Annotated in this window: 15 protein-coding genes; 10 read left to right on the forward strand and 5 right to left on the reverse strand. The window is 46.1% G+C overall.

Annotated elements, in window-relative coordinates; translation table 11 throughout:
- On the reverse strand, positions 1-369 hold the full coding sequence (locus ACLSU7_RS05025; protein WP_413294465.1) for an STAS domain-containing protein: 369 nt from the start codon (positions 367-369) through the stop codon (positions 1-3).
- A gap of 207 nt (positions 370-576) precedes the next feature.
- On the opposite strand from ACLSU7_RS05025, the gene ACLSU7_RS05030 reads away from it, so the two are divergent.
- From ACLSU7_RS05030 to ACLSU7_RS05050, 5 genes are all read left to right on the forward strand, one after another.
- A complete protein-coding gene (locus tag ACLSU7_RS05030; protein WP_413294466.1) occupies positions 577-1,953 on the forward strand; it encodes a TolC family protein in 1,377 nt (458 codons plus the stop codon).
- A 38-nt stretch (positions 1,954-1,991) separates the two neighbouring features.
- The gene (locus ACLSU7_RS05035; RefSeq protein WP_413294467.1) at positions 1,992-2,513 is read left to right on the forward strand and encodes an asparaginase domain-containing protein; all 522 of its coding nucleotides are present in this window, start codon (positions 1,992-1,994) and stop codon (positions 2,511-2,513) included.
- Between the two features lie 155 nt (positions 2,514-2,668).
- Complete coding sequence (locus ACLSU7_RS05040) at positions 2,669-4,771, forward strand: hypothetical protein (RefSeq protein WP_413294468.1); 2,103 nt, start codon at positions 2,669-2,671, stop codon at positions 4,769-4,771.
- A gap of 20 nt (positions 4,772-4,791) precedes the next feature.
- Complete coding sequence (locus ACLSU7_RS05045; protein WP_413294469.1) at positions 4,792-5,355, forward strand: outer membrane beta-barrel protein; 564 nt, start codon at positions 4,792-4,794, stop codon at positions 5,353-5,355.
- A 21-nt stretch (positions 5,356-5,376) separates the two neighbouring features.
- The gene (locus ACLSU7_RS05050) at positions 5,377-6,492 is read left to right on the forward strand and encodes a hypothetical protein (protein WP_413294470.1); all 1,116 of its coding nucleotides are present in this window, start codon (positions 5,377-5,379) and stop codon (positions 6,490-6,492) included.
- Here the strand turns inward: ACLSU7_RS05050 and ACLSU7_RS05055 are convergent, their stop codons facing one another.
- Positions 6,493-7,275: a hypothetical protein gene (locus tag ACLSU7_RS05055; RefSeq protein WP_413294471.1), complete on the reverse strand. Its 783-nt coding sequence runs from the start codon at positions 7,273-7,275 to the stop codon at positions 6,493-6,495.
- A 153-nt stretch (positions 7,276-7,428) separates the two neighbouring features.
- Between ACLSU7_RS05055 and ACLSU7_RS05060 the strand changes: the two genes are divergently transcribed.
- The gene (locus tag ACLSU7_RS05060; protein WP_413294472.1) at positions 7,429-8,775 is read left to right on the forward strand and encodes a DUF1214 domain-containing protein; all 1,347 of its coding nucleotides are present in this window, start codon (positions 7,429-7,431) and stop codon (positions 8,773-8,775) included.
- Here the strand turns inward: ACLSU7_RS05060 and ACLSU7_RS05065 are convergent.
- On the reverse strand, positions 8,765-9,538 hold the full coding sequence (locus ACLSU7_RS05065) for a S1 RNA-binding domain-containing protein (RefSeq protein WP_413295366.1): 774 nt from the start codon (positions 9,536-9,538) through the stop codon (positions 8,765-8,767). The two genes, ACLSU7_RS05060 and ACLSU7_RS05065, sit on opposite strands and share 11 nt — an antisense overlap.
- Positions 9,539-9,608: 70 nt before the next feature.
- Complete coding sequence (locus ACLSU7_RS05070) at positions 9,609-10,628, reverse strand: lipoate--protein ligase (RefSeq protein WP_413294473.1); 1,020 nt, start codon at positions 10,626-10,628, stop codon at positions 9,609-9,611.
- A 145-nt stretch (positions 10,629-10,773) separates the two neighbouring features.
- Here ACLSU7_RS05070 and ACLSU7_RS05075 point away from each other — a divergent pair, with 145 nt between their 5' ends.
- Genes ACLSU7_RS05075 through dbpA form a run of 3 tightly spaced genes read left to right on the forward strand, consistent with a single transcriptional unit; the run spans position 10,774 to position 16,024 of the window.
- The gene (locus ACLSU7_RS05075) at positions 10,774-11,991 is read left to right on the forward strand and encodes a hypothetical protein (protein ID WP_413294474.1); all 1,218 of its coding nucleotides are present in this window, start codon (positions 10,774-10,776) and stop codon (positions 11,989-11,991) included.
- A 9-nt stretch (positions 11,992-12,000) separates the two neighbouring features.
- A complete protein-coding gene (locus ACLSU7_RS05080) occupies positions 12,001-14,565 on the forward strand; it encodes a hypothetical protein (RefSeq protein ID WP_413294475.1) in 2,565 nt (854 codons plus the stop codon).
- 19 nt (positions 14,566-14,584) lie between these two features.
- Positions 14,585-16,024, forward strand: coding sequence for an ATP-dependent RNA helicase DbpA (gene dbpA / locus ACLSU7_RS05085; protein WP_413294476.1), 1,440 nt, complete (start codon positions 14,585-14,587; stop codon positions 16,022-16,024).
- 34 nt (positions 16,025-16,058) lie between these two features.
- On the opposite strand, the gene ACLSU7_RS05090 is transcribed toward dbpA, so the two are convergent.
- Positions 16,059-20,057 (reverse strand): DEAD/DEAH box helicase, encoded by a 3,999-nt coding sequence (locus ACLSU7_RS05090; protein ID WP_413294477.1) that lies wholly within the window; start codon positions 20,055-20,057, stop codon positions 16,059-16,061.
- A gap of 129 nt (positions 20,058-20,186) precedes the next feature.
- Between ACLSU7_RS05090 and ACLSU7_RS05095 the strand changes: the two genes are divergently transcribed.
- Entirely contained in the window at positions 20,187-22,196 is a 2,010-nt protein-coding gene (locus ACLSU7_RS05095) for an alkyl/aryl-sulfatase (protein ID WP_413294478.1), read from the forward strand.
- Positions 22,197-22,204 lie beyond the last annotated feature (8 nt).

Consider the following 22,204-nt stretch of genomic DNA (forward strand, 5'->3'; position numbering starts at 1 on the left):
TCAGGCTGCCCGTGGGAAAGACAAGAGGGCGCTTTTTAAATCTTCAGCGACCTCGAGACCGCGGACCACACCCATTCTCAATAGCTTTTCACGCAGGGACTCTTTAAGGGAACAAAGCCTTAAATCTGCGGGTTTGGCGCGCACATCCCTTTGCAACTGGGCAAAACTCGCCAGTGCTTCGTTTGATATGCGATCGATATTTTGAAAATAAAACACGACCTGGCGGACTTCCTCTTTGGCAAGAATCTCTTCTCGTACGGCCTCCAAAGCTGGGACCACGACGGGACTCATTTCTTCGCCGGTAAAGGAAACAACAAGCATCTTGTTTTTGTGACTTATACTGTAATTAAACGACTTCTGATCTTCCAACGTACTGCTCCTCGAAATCGATGTACCTATCGGACATTTTAGCAGCTCATTTTATCTTTAAAAGTCTTCTCCGAGGCGGTTCTCAAAGGGGTACGTAAACGCGAAGGACATGTGATGTTTAGGGCCGTTTAATTCTTATTTTTCAGAGAAGATTTGACTTATAGTTAGGCGCCGAATAATTTTTCAACCATTCGAAGGGGAACTCAAATGTTTCAGTTCAAAATGAGAAATTTGGCAGCGCTTGCTCTTGCAACTATCATGACCGCAACAGCCGTTGCTGCACCAAAAACTGCACCTGCACCAACAACAATCACAATCAATCCACGCACACTGAAAACGCGCCTACTCGAAAGCAATATCGAATTGGCTGTTCAGTTGAACAATGTTTACAAAGCGAAAGACAGCGTCGATCGCGCGCGCAGAAACCTGCTCCCAGGGATCAACCTTGGAGCGGCGATCGATAACTCTTTCAGTTTCTCGCTTGCGTCCGTGACAATGCTTTTACCATTCTTGCTTCCAAGCAAGTGGTTGGATCTTCGCGAAAACCAACACCTTTTGAATGCTCAAGGTGAAGCGTATTATATCGCTCAATTGAACACGTATTCTTCAGCTTACGCACTGTACTCCACTATCCAGGGCGATATGGAACTGCGTGCGATTCTGCAGTACCAATATCAGAACTACAAAAAAATCGAAGACATGATCGCCATGGGTGTTGATATCGGCATGAGAGAAAAATCTGAGCTGATGCAAGCACAGGCCCAAACGCAATTGTCTAAAATTCAAGTATCCCAAATGGACGTTTTGATTCTTCAGGAAAAAGCAGCCATTCGTGACATGTTGGCGTTGCCTCTTTCCACGGATATTAAAATTGAAGCTTTCCACATTGGTTCATCTTCCGCAGAACAACAGCCAATGCAAACAACGATCGATCAGTCCCTGGCAAAATCTCCAGAATTGCGTCAGCTTTCCTCAATGCTGAAAGCAACGGAAGCGGCAAAATGGAGTGCATTCTGGTCATTCCTGACCGGCGCAACTTTGGGTGCTTCTCGCGGACCAACTGGTGCTTTCTCTGATGCGGAGGGTGCAGGTTCTGCGACTTTCAACTTTGGTAACTTCTTGATCCTGAAAATCGGAAACCGTGAACTTGATGCGATCCGTTTGCAGAAAAAGCAAATCGATCAGGATCAAATTAAAATCGTAGAGACGACGGTAGGCTCTTTGCGCGAGAGCCAATTGCAGTTGAATTTGGCGCGCCAAGCAGAAGCCAACCTGGAAGCTCTGTATGAAGCTGAAGTCGAAAAATTCAAAATGGGAATGACAGATTTGTTGCACGTTTTGAATGCGGGCAACACTTTGACAGCAGCGTACACTAATCGCGTAAAAGCTCAGACAAGCCTTGATACCTTGCGCGTTGGCTTGCACCGCATGATGATCTCGGACCACTTCGGTTTGATCAAAAAATGCCAAGTCTACAAAAAAGGCACAGGCGGTTTGACAGGTAAATTGGGTCGCATCTTTAATCCTAAGAAAGATTCTATCAGCCTGGACGAAGCTTGCGGTCCGCAAGTCAGCGAAAATTAGTAGCTAGTTCGGAGATCTTAGAATAGGATCTCCGACATATGGGAACTCCAGTACAAGACGTCGTTATTATCACTACCGGTGGCACGATTGAAAAAACCTACAACGAGTTTGATGGCTCGTTGGAAAATCGTGGCACCAGCATCAAGAATCGCATTCTTTCCAAGCTGCGTTTGCCTTACACCAATATTTTGGTTTATCCCCTGCTTAGCAAAGACTCCCTGTATATGACCGATGAGGACCGCGCTTTAATCAGCGTGACCGTCAAAGATCAAATGCAACGTGGTTGCCCCATCGTTCTGTTACATGGAACAGACACGATGCATGTGTCGGCAGAGTACTGCTTTAAAGAAATCGGCACGCCCAAAGTTCCCGTGGTATTCACCGGCGCTATGATCCCCATGGGTTTTGATGACAGTGATGCCACACAAAATGTGACAGAAGCTATGCTGGCCGCCAAACTTTTGTCGCCAGGTTTTTATATCTCCTTCCACAATCAGATTTTCAAAGTCCCTAACGTCCGCAAAAACCGCGAAAAAGGCACCTTCGAAGAAATCCCCTAACCCCGCATCCCACGCTTAAAGCATGAGCGTCGACAGATAAGTTTTATCAAGGCGCCAGGATGAAGCTGGCGACGCTCATGTGATTGTTGGCACGGGACCGCCCCAACTCCGGTCTTATCACCTATTCTGGTTGAAATACGATCAGGAGGGACACGATGAGACTGGAGTTTTCAGCTGCTGTTTGCATTGTACTTTTAATGGGACTGGCCACTCGTGCAGCTCCTGAAGCGAACAAGGAATCCAAAGAACAAACAGCCCCTTCTACCGTCACTTGGCCGCGAGATGTGGAAACAGCAGAGAAAGAAAAAATCACGGTCTTTCAGCCGCAAGTCGAATCCCTGGATAACAATGTCATTACCGCCCGCGCCGCCTTCAAATATCAAAAAGATGGCAAGGATTCCTATGGATCTTTTCAATTAAAGGCGAGCACCCTTATCGACAAAGTCGACGATACTTTGACGCTGCAAACGATCAAAGTCACCGATCTGCAATTCCCGGAAAACTCTGCCAAACGCACTGAATTTAAATCACGCCTTGAAAAAGCCCTGAATGGCAAAAACTATGTAATCCCTTATCACAATGTGGTTTCAAATTTAGAGGCGACGTCTTCCAATAAAAAAAGAAAATCCCCAGAGCTTAAGAACGATCCTCCGCAAGTGATTTTTGCAACTCAGCCAAGCTTGTTGATCATGATTTCCGGGGAACCTGTGATCGGGCCGGCGGGCAAAGAAAAAAATGTGCAGCGTGTGGTGAACACCAGCGCCTTGATTTTAAAAAACAGCGACAAAGAATACTACCTCTGGGCCCTAGGCAAATGGTTTTCCGCTCCCAGTGCGACGGGGCCTTTCAATGTGACCAAGTCGGAACCATCCTCAAAGTTTGTGATGGCTAAAGACGAATTACTGAAAGCAAAAACCGTGGACCCACTCGAAGGCAGAACTTCAGACGGAAATTCGATATTCCCACCGGGAGTCACTCCTAAAGTTTTTATCGCGACTCGCCCGACAGAGCTTTTGCAATCAGAAGGCACTCCCAAATATTCCGCAGTTGAAAACACCGGACTGCTTTATGTTTCAAACTCCCCGAATTCCATATTCCTGGAGTCCTCTTCACAGCAGTTTTACACCTTGATTTCCGGTCGTTGGTTCACAGCTAAATCCCTTGATGGTCCGTGGAGTTATGCGAAAGGCAAAGACTTACCCAAAGACTTTGCGAAAATTCCTGTAACCAGTCAGGTTGCTGAAGTTTTAGTTTCGGTACCGGGCACACCTCAGGCCAAGGAAGCTTTGATCACCAGCCAGATTCCTCAAACCGCACAAGTGCCTAAAACATTGAAACCAAAAAATTTGGCGTGCGATGGCGAAATCAAATGGCAAAAAATTCCTTCGACCTCCATTCAGTACGCAGAAAACTGCAATACGCCAATGCTGATGCTCAATCCAAGCTTGTACTATGTCGTGCAAGACGGTGTGTGGTTTAACTCAGCAAGCGCGAAAGGGCCGTGGGAAGTTTCTATCGCGGTCCCTGATCAGATTTATCAAATCCCACCCTCCTCACCTCTTTATTACGTCACGTATGTGCGCGTTTATGGAACGAATGGTGAGTATGTGATTGTGGGCTATACACCGGGCTATCACGGCACCTTCGTTTCTGCAGATGGCACGATTGTGTACGGAACGGGTTATGCTTATGGTGCCTATACGTCTGCAACAGCTTGGTATCCTCCACCCTCTACATATGGATTCGGCGTGGGATACGGCTGGGGCTATGATGCGGGATTTTTCATGGGCTTTTCGATGGGCGCTGTGATGTATCCTTGGGGCTGGGGATCTTGCTGTTGGGGTCCGACCTACGTGAACATCAACGTTGATAACACTTACCACAATTGGGGTAAGCGCACCGTTATCACGGGCTCGGGTGGTCACGGAGTCGCTATCAATACCATCGGCAATACTAAATTTGCCCGGGGCCTTGATAGCAACACGGTCTATGCTGGGCACGATGGCAGCGTCTATCGCCGTAATGGCAAAGGCGATTGGTCCAAGTACAACGGTCCCGACACTTGGACACCCGTCAATAAGCCCGACAATATTCAAAATTTGGAACGCTCCCACGAAGGCCGCGCGCCTCAACAACAACCTCGCCAACCCGCAGCCCATATGGAGCGCGCAGGTGGCGGCGCTCCCGCACTACACGGCGGTGGCGGCATGCGCGCGAGCGGTGGGTTTCGTGGTGGCGGTGGTGGCTTTCGTCGTTAATTAACCAAAGGAGAACATTCATGCAAAAGTATTTTATTTCGCTCGTCGCTGCTTTGTTGTTTGCCTCTAGTGCTCAGGCCGCCTTGGATTACGGTCTTGAGTTGGGAGCCCGTCAACAAAACGGTTATGCTTATGGACCTGGAATTTCGACTCATGCGCGCACCGGTCTGCAGGCCGGTGCCTTTGTGCACATGCCTTTAGAGGGAAATATCGCCCACTTCCGCTCGGGTCTTTTATATACACAAAGACCTTTACAGACGGAAAGTGATTCCGGCACCAAGATCGATTTCAACTTGGATTATCTGGATATTCCGATCACGATCTTATTTAAGCCGCAGGAAAAGTTCGGAATATATCTGGGCTTTGTGGCCTCCATCAATATTGCAAGTTCCTGCTCCGGTGATCCGAACTGCAAACTTTCAAGCATTGATACGCCGTCATTTCCGTTTATCTTTGGTTCGACATTCAAATTCAACTCGCGCTGGGGTTTGGATCTATATTTTGACGCCAACAACGCGGCCATGGCGAAAGGCCTTGCCGATTATAAATCTGTGGGGCTGAACGTGATGTTCTCACTGGATTAGTCTTAAGATGCGGGACCTGGAATGAAGTATTATCTTTTACTTTTAATATTCCTGAGTCCCGCTTGCAGCTGGGCTTCCTACTTCTTTTCTCCCGTTGGCAGCCAGGAAGCCTTTCTGGGAAATTCCGGTGTGGGGCTTTTATGCTCGCCGGGAAGTCCTTTGTATAATCCTGCAGGTTTGGGATTTTGCGAGTATCAGCTCAACCTCACCGTCTCCGGCACGGCCATCGCGTATCAAGAAATGCAGGATCCGGCATTCCACAATCAAACGGGTTCCTTTACTTCCTCCACTTTATTAACTTCGGCGATATTTAGCGTGGACGAAAAAATTAAAACGGGTTTCTTCTATTCCTATCCCGCCAACATCGATAATACCTTTCGCGTTGAAGACTCATCTGGTGGAGTGACGGCAAAAGTCGTTCGCTTTCAAGGTGCTCAGGCAGGTCTATCCTATGGCGCCCTGACTAATGAAACGATGGCTTGGGGATTTTCTGTGGCCTTTACCTGGAATGAAATGACGACCGACTCGGTGATCAATACCGTATCTGCCGGGACGACCACTTCGCTAAATCAAAAAAGGTTCGAACAACAGAATTATATTACTTTAAATCCTGGATTCGTTTGGAGAGCCCGCGATGATTACAGTATCGGCGCAACCCTGCAGTGGCGGGCTTTGAATATCTATTCCGAGGGGGATCTTTATCAAAATCAATTAAGCACCGGGGATACGCAAGCCACAGAAACCTTTGGGCGCTACACTCCCCATACGGATTCTATTTTGGGCGTGACAGTCGGTCAGGTTTTTCGTTTTAGCGATAAGACGTTTTTATTTGATATGAGCTACGCTCCCCAGTTTGCGCTTCCCTCTACTCCTGTTGAGCAGCAATCGGATTTGAGCCTTTTCAATGTTTCCACCGGCATTAAGATTCCAGTCAGAAGCGTGCGCTGGCTGGTGGGAGGAAACTATACGCAGATTTCAAATCAATCCATTTCCATGCTCTCAACGGGAATCAATTATAACAACCGAACCTATGAAGCCAATTTTGGATTGTATTATAAGTACTCGCAAAACAGAGAAGTCGGAGCGAGCAACTCCGACACCTTGGGATTTATGTATTCGTCATCGGTGAACTACTGATTATTTGAGAGGAAACTGGAAGTTCAAACCGACAAAGGTTTGAAAGTTCGGAGTGTAATCTCCCACGTGCGCGACGGTCCACTGAGGTTCTGCAAAAAGATTGATAGTGGTTCCACCCTGAAGCTTCCACACTTTACCAACGCCAGCTCCCAGAGGAATATTGTAATCCCCGGTTTCCCAATTAAAGAGCATAATACCTGCGGATCTGAGGTAAAATCCCGCGGGCATATTCCAAATCAAGAACGGTTGCGCCGTTGCTAAATTTTGTGTTGGACGATCACTGTCCCCTGCAAAATCATGTTGGTAGGTGATGAGTGCACCTGAGAGGCCCCAGGATTGTGGTGCCATTATAATTCCCGCGGCTCCAATCTGCCATTTGCCAGCTCCCGTTTCATCCTTCGATGCTGTTGGGAGGATTAACAAAGGACCCACGCCAAACTCCATAGTACCAGTTCCTTTAAACAGAAACACGTCAAAGATACTAACATCTCCCACTCCCGAAGTCGTCGATGTCGGCGTTTCCAAGGCTTGCACCGAGTACGGAATCGTCATACGCGCCAGCTGTGCCTGGCCACCTAACATTAAAGGCGAAGCGATTCGCAAATAAGCCGTGTTTAAGGATTCATCAGTGGAGTAGACCGAGCTTTGTACGTAGTCATGGAGGTTCACAGCCGCCAGGGGTGTTAGAGGATTGTTGGCTTTATTCATCTCTTCGCTAGTGACCTCGGCTCTTGCGAACGAGACTTGTAAAATCATGCAAGTAACCAGCACACAGCGCTTCATAGAAATCCTCCTTTGAATTGTAAAGTTTCATGATGATGAGTTTTGTCGGAGGAGTGCACTGATATATGTTTAGCGTTGCCAATAAGCATGTAGGTAAATACGAAATCATTTTTTACAATGAAACGTGAATTTAAAGTAAGGAGACCTTTTTTTATGAGAACTTGGTTGACGATCATTGCCGCCTTCTCGCTGTTATTCACCACAGCGTCCTTTGCTCGCCCGGTCAAAAATATCACCGACAAAGAGGTGATCGACGCCTATCAATACCTCATGGCAAGAATTCTGGTTTTGCGCCAAGAGAAATTGGACTTTGCCAAAGAGAACATGAAATGGAATGAAATTAAACACCGTGATGTAGGAGGCGTTCAGTGGGCTAACCCCAATCTTGATGTAGCTTACAGCGAAGCATGGGTCGCCATCGACAACAATAGCTGCACCATGGTGGAAATTCCCGAAATCAAAGACCGTTATTACACGGTTCAATTCCTAAATGGTTGGGGCGAGACCACTGCGAACTTAAACGAACGAAATTATTCCAAACATCCTTCCGGTAAATTCGCCGTCTGCCTGAAAGATGCACAAGTCTCTTTGGCTCCGGATGTGCAAAAAGTCATTCTACCATCGAAAAAATCCCGCGTTCTGGCCCGCGTGGAAATTGGAAAAGATCCTAATGAGGCTGTAAAGCTGCAACGACAAATTAAAATTTACCCCACGGGAAAACCTGAGATAGCTGATGCGCCCAAAACCGTGGATTTTGAACACGATCAGCTTCCTGGGATTGAGATTTTTGATAATGCCGCTTCGGTATTGGCGTCTGAGAAAGACATCAATCCGAATATGGGTGGTCTGCAAATGAAAGTCTTGGCGGTGGAAAAAACTGCCAAGCATGACAACTCCCGAGAAGCCACTGCTAAGATAGTCAGAGAAAAAGCCATCCCTGCCTTTTTGGCCATGCTCGAAAAATTGCAAACCAAGAAAAATGGTTGGGGTTTGGTGCGCCGATTCGGAAACTACGGAAATGACTATCAAGCGCGAGCCTTTGTGAACTATGCTGGAATCTGGGCCAACAACAACAATGAGGCTGTTTATTTCGTGACGAAAAATGATGCCAAGGGAGAACCTTTGGACGGAAGTGCTGTTTACACGCTCACCTTTCCAAAAGATAAACTTCCATCATCACGCGCGAAATATTTCTGGAGCATCACGAATGTCGATACGACAAACTTTAAAGTCATCCCCAATCCTGCCAACAAGTTTGTCGTCAACAATCAGACAAACTTAAAACCGAATGCAGATGGCTCAGTGACTCTGTACTTTGCAAGTAAATTGCCAGAAGGTGCACCTGAAGAGAATTGGCTGCCAACTCCCGCTGGCAGTAACTACAATCTAACCTTCAGATTTTATGGTCCCACCAAGGACGTCGTGAAAGGCAAATACTTCCCGCCAGGCTTGGTTAAAAGAAATTCTCTGGCGAAAGCGGATTCGGAATCTACTTATTAAGATAGATTCCGTCGTCCTTCACTGTGATCACGCGTTTCTTGTACAGATCACCCAAGGCCATTTTATATTTCTTTTTACTGACGCCGAACATGTCATAGATAAGTTCGGCCGCCGTTTTATCATTGATTGGCAAAAAGCCACCCTCTTCACGAAGGCGCTGCAGAATCAAAGGACCTATGTCCTCGGAACTTTGATGCCCCATCTTTTGCAAACTTAAATCAATTTTTCCATCTTCACGAACTTTCTTGATGTAGCCTTTAAGCTTTTGGCCGTGAACGATGCGATCAAAGATTTCATTGGCATAGATCATTCCCCAGTGCTTGCCATTGATGATGGCCTTAAAGCCCAGATCAGTTTCAGCACCAATGAACAAATCAACCTGCTGGCCTTCTTTGTAATCACCTGGTTCTTTAGAAATGTAGCGATCCAAACGCATCGACGAGGAAATGCGATCCGATTTATCAAGATACAGGAACACGACAACCGCCTGACCAACACGAAGATCGCGGGTCATTTCAGCATAGGGAAGAAAAAGATCTTTTCCCAAGCCCCAATCCAGGAAGGCACCGACATTTTCAACGGACTTCACCATCAAATGGGCAAACTCCCCGACCATGGCTTTCGGTTTTTCTGTCGTCGCGATCAAACGGTCCTCGGAATCGAAATGCACAAACACCTCGATTTCATCATCAACCTTCAGATCGTCAGGAACATAGCGACGAGGCAGTAAAATCTCCCCATCATCACCGCCATCCAGAAACATTCCGAACTCGGCTTTTTTAACGGCTTTTAATTTATTTAATTTACCAATATCAACTTGCACAGGGACTTCCTTAAATTTCAATATTCTTTACAAGCCAGGATTCAAGTTCATTGATCTGTGGCTCCAGGTCCGGAAACTTTTGAACGACTTCAGCAAAGACGCTTTTTACACTGCTTCCGGTATAGTGTTTTGCAACCAAGGATTGCTGTATGTTTTCGATCAGTGCGGGATACAGGCAATCCGTATAGATTTTTAAATCTTTGATCACACCATCATCCACGATGAAGTGAAAATCAAAAAAGCCCAAACTTAGATACTCATCCATTTTGTGAGTAAACTCTAAAGTCGAGCCATATAACCACTCCCAGGAAGAAAGAATATCGTATTGCTCTTTCAGCTCTGGAATCTTAGGCAGACTTTCAAGACTTAACATGATCACTTCAGCTTTTGCGTCATAGAACTTTTCAAAAGATCGGATCATCGCCTCTGAAACTTTGTCGTGGTTGATGTCTTTATTAAGCTCATTCAAATTTGTCACGCGCGCACGCACGGACTCTTTACCCTTGGCCTGAAGCTTTTTTGGATTCGGTGTCAGGTAATTACCCAGGCGAGTAAGATCGGCATGCAAAAGCAAAGTGCCATGATGAAAAGCGCGGTCTTTCTTTTCGCGATAAGCACTGCCGCTGAATTTGCGAGGCCCATCGTGGAAGGGCACCATCAAATCATTACGACCTGAAGCTTCTGCCTGAATACCAAACTCTTTTAATGCATCAAAGATGATTTGGATGTTGTTTTCACGACGGTAACCATCTTTTGGAGATAGAAACGTAAAGTTGGTGTTTCCCAGGTCGTGGAATACAGCGCCACCGCCCGTTGTTCGACGAGCCAGATGAACATTGTCGTTTTTCATTTGCGCAAGATTGCACTCGGACCAGGGATTTTGATTGCGACCGATGACAACGGTCTCTTCGTTTCTCCATAAGAACAAAATCTGACTGGAAGGATCCAGGTTATGGAAAATCCATTCTTCAGTCGCAAGATTTAATTGCGGATGAAATGAGTCGGAAAGAAATACCTTAAGTGTCGTCATAGTGTACGGACTCTAGCAGAAATTCTTTGTTTAAGCCAGCACAGTGGGAACTCATAGTTTACATTCTGTAAAAAGATACCTTTCTACAAGACTTTTTTATGCATTCCGGCTATAACACCCGAGTCGCATTCTGGTGAGGATAAAAGTGAAAGTAGTGATCATTCTACTCCTAGCAAGTAGCCTTTTCTTGGGTGCCTCCCGTGCCTTCGCACTGCTATCGACTGAGACTCTGCCTGCCGGTATCAACAGTCCCTCCTTCCGCTATGGCAATCTTGACGGCATTGGTGAAAGATATACAGACGATGGCAGCCTTATCACCTTAGGTGATTATAAGTCTGTGAACTTCGATGCGAAAACCCTGCAGAAATTCAATGCCGATGCCCGCAAGCTGATCAGTGCTTTAAACAAATTTGGTGCTTCGGGTTTAGGTGATAAATTTAACCTGGGTGTCCTCCACGTCGATACTCAACCTCATGTTAATTATTTCGCACCGGTATTCGCCCGTGGAGTGACTTCCAAGTGGACTGTGGCAGCCGGTGTTCCGTTTGTGAATTACACCAACCGTATTACTTTGTCTCAGCAGTTTTCAAATATCGATTACTACCGTCAGCAGTTTTCAGGTTTAAGCCCCGAGCTCGATGAAGCTCTGAATACGGATTTAGGAAAAGCCACCAACGAGACTTTAGCTCAAAAAGGATATAAGAAGCTGCAAGATCACAACGATTCCTTTGTAGGCGACGTTCAGTTGGTAAGCATCTATAAATTTTTTGACGATTCTAAAACGGCCTTGATCTATCAAGCACAAATCAATTTACCGACGGGTCCTCAATATGATTGTGATGACCTGGCGGCGCTGAATAATTTTGGCCGTACAAATATCAACAACACCATTGCCTACTCCTATAAGTTCTGGAAGATGACGGCGGTTCCGTTTGCCAGTTATATCTTGAACGTTCCAGATCAAATAACGGAACGTGTTCCCTCTGATGAAGACGATACGTTGCCTGATGCAGTCAACAAAGAGCGCATCCATCGTCAAATTGGAAACTCTCAAATCGTTGGCAGCAATCTATTTTATGATTGGAATGATCAGCTGAGCTTGGGAACGGGTTATGAGTATGGGAATAAGGAAGCTGATTCCTATTGGGGTTCCCGTGGTCTTCGTTACGACATGCTTTCCAAATACACAGCGTCGAACTTTCATAAAGTGAAAGCGCAGATTGTTTATTCGACAGTGTCGTCTTATTTTAAAAAGAAATCTTTGCTCCCGATGATCGCATCATTGGAAGTTTCCGATTACATCGCGGGCGCCAATGTAGAACGTCAACTGGCTCAGGAATTAAACCTGATGCTGTTCTTTTAGGAGGGTCCGATGAAAAAAGCTTTACGCCTTTCTTTAGCGCTGACCTTCCTTTTAGCCGCCTGCGCTCCTAAAGTTCAGTCACCAAGCTTAGGCGGCGGAACTCAAAATTTTGGCCCGCGTTTTTCGGATGTGAACATACGCGAAGGTCTACTTGAGTCGGATGCCACGAAACTGGATATTTCCTGGCAAGGCGAAGTGGCGACTTCAAATTTCTTTCGCCAGGCCCAAAATGTTTATACTTTGGGTTTACTCACAAACAATCCAACTTTGCGCCAAAAGGGTCTAGCTTGGATCAAAAAGTTTTATTCTCAGCCTAAAACCACTTCTTATCAGGCATTGTCCCTGGCACCTTATGCAGGGCTTGCGATTGCGCAAACCAAGACGGAAGTTACTTCCAGTCTAGAAACCATTCAAAGCGATTTAATCCGCGCCAAAGTTGAACTTCGCGAAAGACTGATCACTCTGGGTAAGCAGTTTCCCTGGGCCACACGACAAGTTCGCGTGGAAATTTTAATTAAAGAAGTCGAAAACTTTACGGAAAACTTCCTTGCGCAAATTCCTTCCCTGGGATTAAGTGCCCCCGTTGAAGAAGGCTTGATGAGCGAAATTTCTGCTCAAACCAAACCCTACTTTGCCAAAATGGCGGCCTTCACCAAGTCATTTTATGAATCCACAAATTTCTATAAAAATCTGGGTTTGATTCAACAACTCCTTAAAGAGTTCGAAGTCGATTTACCCGAGCAATACAGCAAGCAACTTAATCAGGGTTTGCAAATTGGCCGTGGCATTGAAGTCATTGGTGATGCTCAGGGAGCCCTGACCGTGCTTGTGGATGTGTGGAGAACACTGACGCCTGAGGAGCGCGAAAAGTACTATGGCTCGGCCAACGAAACGCTTTATGATTTTCTTCGCAAGCAAAATGAAAAAGAATTGGATTGCTTGCGCACTCCGGGCTGCCGTGGTGGTCTGATTGATGGAATCACTAAAAAGGTTTTTATTCTTCCAAAGATTGAAAAATTTGGCGTTTTAAAAATTCGCGACACCTTAAACGACACTGCCCTTAAATTCCTGGTCGGTGTGGTAGAGAATTTTGCTTTGGGGTTCGTGCGTGAAATCCCGGGGATCTTTGCAGATAATATTGATAACGGTATTAACAAAAAAGCCACAGATATTCGCGACGTTCAAAATAACTATGAACCTTACGTTAAAGACCTATTGCACAAGTGGTCACTAAAGAAAATGACTTCTTATGAAGGTAAAGTGGCGGGCTTTGAGACTCCTTCTATTCAGCTTCAACTCACCAAAAAGGCTCCTTTGCAAATTCAAGGTGTGGGCTCCCCGGCTTCTCTTAAAGCTAATACGGCGGGTTCTTCAGTGATGGCACGATCGCTATTAATGGAAAATACCGATGACGCAAACCTGGGTCTGCAAACAGCCCTTTCACAGATCAACAAACTAATCACGATCGGCGGCTACCGTGATATCAACGACCGATTGGTGCCAGCACTGCTTTCACCTGTTGAAAAAGTAAATCACCCCTTGGATATTATGAAGCTTTCGGAGATGCCATACTCGTACCGCATCCCTGATCAAGTGACCTTGCAGGATCCTTTCCATGTGAATCCTGGCATGGATTACGCCAAAGATTTTTCTGCAGCCTCATTTGCGGAACAGATTGATGGCTTAAGCCAAATGCTAAAAATCACCGCCGATTGGAAGGTCAGTAGCTTTGATAAGTATTTGGGAAATATCAAGGCGCAAGAATTAATCGAAGACATTCAGTCGCCGGAATTCGCTCGTCCTCTGTTCCCGAAAGACATGTTCTTTGCCTTGAATGTCGGCGATGTCGCCGTACTTTTAAAAGACATCACGAAAAAAGCCACCCCGGTGTTTTTGGTGACCTTGGATGATAATATCATCTGGGCTGACCAATACTCCACAAGCCACGAGACGGCCATTATGGGCGGTATCGTCGATATGAAAGACGGTGTAAAATCCAACATCGTTCGCTCAGTCGATGTTGCCAAATTTTTACTTTCATTGTCGGAGTTTTTATCTGCAACAGATGGTGTTGAAAAAACAAAATCCAGCATCCTGCTTGAAAAAGACAGCAATGGCCGTTCGAATCTTGATGATTTAATTGAGGGGCGTCGCGACCTGAAGCTTTTAATCGTGTCTTTGGCGAACTTTATTTCCAATCAATTGGTCAACGAGGACTCCCTGGTTCAGTCGCAGTACAAACTTAAGGAATTTAAACGCTCCACCGAGATTTCGTATCGCGCGTACGAGCAGGCTTATGCGATTCGTGCGCTATTGGCCGCTTGGAAGCTGACAAAGATTGATGCTTATCTGTGGAGTGCCCAGGAAATCTATTATGCCATGAACAAACAGCTCTTTAGCCCGCGGGAGCAGTTCTATGTGAATGGTGATGGGACGGTCCTGGATTTCCCTCAGAAAGTCGTCACTCTTTTGGCATTAACTGAGCTTGCGCCTCACCTTTCCGTCGAGAGCAACGTACAATTGTCAAAGATTACAAGCCCTTGGCTGCAGGCCCTGAGTGCTCTTCAAAACTAGAGCGCACTAGAATTTCAGCTTGAGTTCTGCTATATTGGGCTTCATTCCCGGGAGCCTTTCATTGAATACGACGAATTCCTTTTCTGCATTAAATCTAAAACCTGAACTCTTAGCCGTCGTCCAAGAACTGGGTTTTAATGAGATGACGCCTATTCAAGCGCAAAGCATCCCCGTTCTTTTGACAGGAAAAGATCTGATTGGACAGTCAAAAACCGGAAGCGGTAAAACCGCGGCCTTCCTTTTACCGATCTTAAATGAACTGGTTCTTCAACAAAAAACTTTGCAAGCAGTGATCATCTGCCCGACTCGCGAACTGGTGACCCAAGTTCTGACAGAGGTTCGCAGACTGGGTCGTAAGCTTGAAGGCATGCAGACGATCGCTTTGACTGGTGGTGGTCAGACAGGGCGTGAACAGCAATTGGAATTGGAAAAAGGTGTTCAGATCGCTGTTGGTACCCCAGGTCGCATCTTGGATCTCGCATCCAAAGATCGCGTTTATCTGGGCGATGTGAAAACCGTGGTCTTGGATGAAGCTGACAAGATGTTTGATATGGGTTTTATCGTCGAGATAAAAAACCTTTTAAAAGAACTTCCCGTTCAACGTCAGACCGTTTTATTTTCTGCGACTTTCACCGACGCAGTTTTGGATTTAAGTCGCCGCTACCAGAAAAATCCGCAAAAAATCACGGTTCAGGAAGGTGCCGAAGCATTATCGATTGAAGAAGTCGCTTACGACTCCGAGGAAAGCGACAAAGCTGGCAATCTGATGCGCGCCTTGCAACAACACCAAGCGGAGTCTTGCATTATATTTTGTAACACCAAAAATGCCGTTAACGATTTGATGGACAAGTTCCACGAATTAAAAGCGAGTGCGATTTGCCTCCATGGCGATCTTGAACAGAAAGATCGCGAGCGTGTGATGGCTCTGTTTAAAAATGGCAGCGCGAAAATCCTCGTGGCGACAGATGTTGCTGCCCGAGGCTTAGATATTGAGAATCTTGAACTCGTCATCAACTATGACTTTCCTTTACAGCCTGAAACCTATGTACACCGTGTAGGTCGTACGGGTCGCGCGGGTATGTCTGGAGTGGCCGTGACGTTGATTTCTGCTCGAGACACCTTAAAGCTGATTGAAATTGAAAACCTCACAGGTCGTAAATTCCAGAAGCCTACTTTAGGATTTAAGAATCAATTCGGTCTTAACTGGGAGTGGAAGCAAGCTCCGATGCAAACCTTGATGATCTCTGGCGGTCGTAAGAATAAAATCCGGCCCGGAGACATCCTAGGTGCCTTAACCGGTGCTGCGGGTGGTTTGAAAGCCGCTGATATCGGAAAAATTGAAATGTACGATACTTACTCGTACGTGGCAGTCCGTACCGAAAGTGCGAATCATGCCTTTAACAGCCTTCGCAATGGCAAAATCAAAGCACAAAAATTTCAGGTTAAGATTCTGAAGTGATGGCCTAAACCTCTTCTTTACAGAAGAGGTTTTGTTATTTCAGCCCCAATAAGATATCGAAATCTTCCTTACTCAAGGCACCGCTCGCGCTGCCACCTAAATCCGTCGTTGATTCAGCATTGCCGAACAAGTTCTGGAATTTGACACCTTTGCGGTTTTTCAGAACCTCGATTTTTTCCTCTAAGGATTCATGCATGATATAGCGGAAGACTTGAACAGCCTTGCTTTGCCCCAAACGGTGCGCACGATCTGTTGCTTGATTCTCCACGGATGGATTCCACCACGGCTCCAAATGGAAAACGTAACTGGCCTTGGTCAAATTCAAACCCACACCACCCGTTTTCAAAGTCATAACCAGAACGGCTCCGCCCTTAGTCGCATTAAACTCCGCTAAAATCTTTTGGCGCTGAGCTGTTGGCACTCCCCCGTGAAGCATAAAGACAGGAATTCCTGCATCGTGCAGAAGTCTTGCTGTGTGCTCCAGAGTTTGTAAGAACTGAGTGAACACCAAGGCACTTTCGCCCGATTCCACGATCTCGCTGATTGATTCAAGCAACGTTTCTAATTTTGGCGGGACTTTTTCGTACCGAACATTTGGCAAACCTGCAGGATCTGAACAGGCCTGACGCAGACGAAGCAAAGCTGTCAACATTTGCAGCTGTACGCTCGCTTCACCATTTGTTGTCATCGCTTCTTGGACTTTTTGATTATAAGACAGGGCGATATCACGATAGATTTCCATCTGCTTATCTTCAAAAGCGATGCTCATCTTCGTTTCTTGTTTTTCTGGAAGCTGATCCAGGATTTCTTTTTTAGTACGGCGTAGAAGCAATGGCTTGATCTTTAACTTCAGATCTTCCATTTCTTCACGTGTGACCATCTCGGTATTGACGAATTGACGACGGAAATCCTCAATTTTACCAAGACTGCCCGGAACCAGGATATCCACCAAAGAATAGAACTCACCATAGTGATTTTCCATGGGCGTACCGGTTAAGCAGATTTTGAATTGCGCATTCAGGGAACGAGCAGCACTGGTGCGTTTTGTCGTGATGTTTTTTAAATTTTGCGCTTCATCGAAAATCAAAGTCTTCCAGTGAACCTGGGACAAGAAATCCTCATGCTCCATCAAAAGCCCATACGTTGTGATCAGAACACAATCCTGCTTGGTGAAAAGTTTTTTACCCAAGCGATCGCGGTCTTTATTGGTAAAGACTTCCAGAGGCAAATCAGGAACGAACTTTTGCACTTCGCTTTGCCAGTTAAAAATTAAAGACGAAGGCACGACAATCAAAACCTGACCGAGTTCTTCTTTGACACGCAGATCTTCCAGGAAAGTCAGCGTCTGCAACGTCTTACCTAAACCCATGTCGTCTGCCAGCAAGGCCCCTAGGCGCAGATTGTAAAGATCCTGCAACCACTGCACGCCGTATTCTTGGTAAGGTTTAAGTTCAGCCTGAACTGTTTTAGGAATATGCACCGGGCGAGGCCCCTGACCTAAACCATCATAGAAATCGCAAATCTTTTTCCATTCGTGGTCTCCACGAATGGCCACACCGGAAGCACGAAGCGCCAAAAGTTCCAAAATCTGATGGCGAGGAAGCTTGTAAACTCTTTCCCCGATGCCACCCTTGGTTTTTGCATCCGTTTTTCCGCCTTGAAGTTTGCGCCAGAAGTTTTCCAGGCGACGCAGACTCGGCATTTGTTTTTTAGGCACCAGATAAAGCTTACCGTCATACTCGATCACGCCACCGCCACCGAAACCTGTCATGGCTTGGGCGTCGATTTCCTGACCTTTCAGGAAGAATTTAGGATTCAGTTCGAACCAGTTGAAATACTTTTCTGAAGCATCGCTGGTTAAAAGGAAATCCACTTGGAAGTCATCTTCATTCAATTCCTGAAGAGCCTGACCTTTGTAGTAAATCTTGAAGCCAAAGGGCAAAAGCGCCTGAAGAGATTCGATCGTATCGTGGGCATGGGATCCGTCTTTACGAACATTCGGGAACTGAAACAACCCCGTACGAAGCGTTGGATCTTTTTCCGGATCGCCATTCCAAATTTTTGACAGGAACGATGTACGGGATTTTTTAAAGGCATCGCCGTTGGTAGTTGCCACCAGACGTTTCAGCATTTCATAGATCAGGCGGAATTCACGCTCGACAGCACCTTCTAAAATCACTTCGCCGGATTCTGAATAAAAAGACTCACTGGATTTTAAGGCGGCTATCGTTTTTGAAACATAGTCATCAAAATACACCAGAACATTGCGCGAGCAAAGCTCTTGTAAGGACATATCACGGGCCAAGACAACACCCGTACCACTGACAAGCAGAGACTGGATGTTATCTTGAACAAGCTTAAAAATTTCATCCTCTTCGACGATGCGGCCATCAGTCAATTCACCCGCAAAGTGCCAGTTCAAAGTTTCCAAGGTCAAATATTGAAGGACACCCAAATGACGAAGAAGTTTTAAGTCCCAATCTCTTTTGCCACGGGCACGCGTTGCCACATCTTTGGCATCAGCCCCCAGGAAGTACGGCAGGCCTTCAGACAGAACATGAAGATATAATGACGAACGCGCCGTCCAACCCGCACGGGCCAGGTCTTTTTGCCCCATCACACGAGCTTCGTGTTGCAGGTGGAAACTTCCGTTTTCCGTTAAATAAATACCCGTAATACTTTGCGACTCGGGCAAAACTTTCGTTTCCCCGGTGATATGCAACGGAATCGTGCGCGAGCGCAGGTGCTTGACCATGCGTTTGGCTTCAAGCTCCCCTTCGATCTCCACGCGAGGATAATCTTGAGAGCTTAGACTGAATTGCAAGGCATCGTCGTGAATGTCCGTTAGTACTTGAACGAATTGACTCCACTCGCGGTACCAGGGATGCACAGCTAAAACGCCCTCTTCCGCTTCAAAGGCAAAAGACTCGAAAAATGCAAAAGGCTTTTTACGCTCGGGACTCGTCAACGCAAAACGTGCAATGAGAGTTTCCTTATCAGTAAAGTCCACCCGCCATTCAAACTCACGGCTCATATCGAAATCGATATAGCGAACAGGCAAAGTTTTTTGAGAGTTCTTGCTTTGAATATAAACTTCAAGCTGGCCTTGATTAAGTTTGGTCGCCACATTGGAAAGAACCACTTGCATGATCTCTTCCACTTCACGCAAACCCTGGCTGATAAAAAGACTGTCGCGTTGTAACGTCAATGGCCATTTATCAAATGCGGAATCAGGCTTACGTGGTTGAGGCAACAGATCCTTAGGAACGCTTTTGTACAGTGGATGACGTAGAATATCTTTCGCAGAAATCTGCACGCCATTGCTGAAGTTATAACGAACCATCCCGGCAATGCGGTTTTGTTCATTCACTTCGTTAAAATAATTTTCGGAATAAGCTGTCAGCTTTCTGCGAAATACATCCGGCAAATTCCACAAAGAAGGAGCCAGACTTTCTTGTTCTTTAGAAACATCAATCAACCGATGGGGCTTTTCGGTTTCATTTAACAGAGAGCTTAAAGCTTCTCCCCGAAGAACCGGAGCTTCCTCGGAATAAAGTGTGATCGATTGCAAAAATCCGGTTGCTTCGGCTTCCTGGCCAGGCGCCACACCGGCGCGAGAACGTTGACTGGGACCTCTTAAGTCTTCTGAGAGTTTTTCGATGCGGGGATCTGCAGGAGTGTCTTCTTCCAAAGTCAGCGCCTGCCACAAGATCACATAGGCTGCGAACTGGTGAGAACAAGTGATTTTTGTGTCACCGCGGGTACCACATTGGTCACAACGAAAATCCAGGACACCTGACGTCTCGTCCTGCAAAACTTTGACAGTGCACCGACCGGCGTCCTTTTTGTCATCCATAAAAATTTTAAGCTGCATGGAACCGCTGGGACTGGCATGCATTTCATAGCCATCAAATCCATTATCGGCGATCAGTTCCAAACCTTCGGCGAACTCACGTTGCTCCCCAACAGGAACACGCTCACTCGGATGGCGAAGTTGAGCAACATTTTGAAGACTCAGAGGAGCAAGAAACACGCTTTGTCCTTTGTCAATATGACCACTTGAATGGGCATCGAACATTATGGGTGATTTTTCGCACATTGTCCATAGCAGATTGGCTCTCGGCCCGACACTAAACCATAATTGATTACCCAGGAGGAAATTATGAAGAATTTTTTGAGCAGCGCCGCTCTCAGCGCGACTGTATTCGCTTTTGCGGCATCGGTCGCTTCTGCTAAAGATTTACCTGAAGGAAAAGCCACTGAAACTACTAGAAGAATCAACCAAAGCTATAGTAAGATGTTGGATTTTTCGAATAAAGAAGATTTCGAATTTGCGCAAAAGGGTTTTATCGCCACTCTTGATAATCCCATGATCAAAAATGCCGAAGGCAAAACCGTATATAATCTGAATGCCTTTAATTTTGTTAAAGACACTGAAGCACCCGACACTGCAAATCCAAGTTTATGGCGACAGTCTCAGTTAACTCGCATGCATGGTTTGTATAAAGTGACCGAGAAAATCTATCAAATCCGTGGGTTTGATCTGTCCAATATGACCTTGATTGAAGGCAAGTCCGGCTGGATTGTTATTGATCCTTTGATCTCAGCCGAGACCGCTGCTGCCGGACTAAAGCTGGCGAATGATAAACTTGGAAAACGACCTGTAAAAGCCGTTATCTACACCCATAGTCACATCGATCACTTTGGCGGAGTTCTGGGTGTAACCTCAGAATCAGATATCAAAGCAAAAAAAACCCAGATAATAGCGCCTGAAGGGTTCATGGAAGAAGCTACGAGCGAAAATCTGTATGCAGGAAATGCTATGGGTCGCCGGGCAATTTACATGTACGGCCGAGTGATGACGAACTCAGCGATCGGAAATCTCGGCACCGGACTTGGGCCAGGGACATCCCTTGGAACTTCAAACCTCATTCCACCAACGAAAATAATTTCTAAAACCGGTGAGAAAATGAATGTCGATGGCGTAGACATCGTTTTCCAAATGGCTCCTGGTACAGAAGCACCGTCCGAAATGCTTTTTTACTTTCCTCAGATGAAAGCATTGTGTCTTTCCGAAGATGCCACATCGACGATGCACAATTTATACACCCTCCGCGGAGCGAAGGTGCGCAGCCCCCTTGTCTGGTCGAATGCACTTAATACGACGCTGGAAATGTTCGGTGATAAAACTGATGTAAGTTTCGCATCTCATCATTGGCCGAGATGGGGAAATGCCAAAGTCACGGAACACCTAACCAAACAACGTGACATGTACAAATTCATCAATGACCAGACTTTGCGTCTTGCGAACCAAGGATATGATGCCGAGGAAATTGCTGAAAAAATGAAGTTGCCGGATTCATTGGCCATAGAATTTTATAACCGTGGCTATTATGGAACTTTAAGTCACAACGTGAAAGCGACCTTTCAATTGTATCTTGGATTTTACAATGGCAATCCAGCGACACTGCACAAACATCCTCGCGTAGAATCTGCAAAACGTTATGTCACAGCAATGGGTGGAGCAAGTAAAGTTCTAAAAATGGGGCGTGAATCCTTTGATAAGGGTGACTATCGTTGGACCGCTGAACTGATCAATCATTTGGTTTACGCGGATCCAGGGAATCAAGAGGCTAAAAGACTGCAGGCTGCTGCTTTAGAGCAATTAGGCTTTCAAGCCGAAAGTGGCCCATGGCGTGATGTTTATTTATCAGGTGCCGCGGAACTGAGAAGCGGTCAAAGCATTCCAACGCCTCCGCTGCTCGATCCCAAAGCACTTCCCCTGGCGATGTTAGTAGACTATACCGGACTTCGTCTCAATCCTGAAAAAGCCAGCGGCAAGTCGATGAAAATCGGACTTACTGTGAGCGGAACGAAAGACAAACAAGTTCTGGAGCTTAATAATTCAGTTTTACATCTTAGAAAAATGAATGCCGGTGAAAAAGTCGATGCTTCGTACTCGATGAGTTCAACCGATCTGGGATCTCTTCTGGGAGGACTTACAACAACGGATGAATTACAACGCTCTGGCAGAGTTAAGTATGACGGCCAGGCAAAGGCCATGGGTGAGCTTGTTGCGATGCTGGACACCTTTGATCCCGGATTTAATCTGGTGACTCCAGTTGAAGAAAAAACCACGAAAGATGATCGCATGGCGAACATAAATGAATAAGATACACT

This window comes from Bdellovibrio sp. HCB185ZH (genome assembly GCF_047302455.1).
GTDB lineage: Bacteria > Bdellovibrionota > Bdellovibrionia > Bdellovibrionales > Bdellovibrionaceae > Bdellovibrio.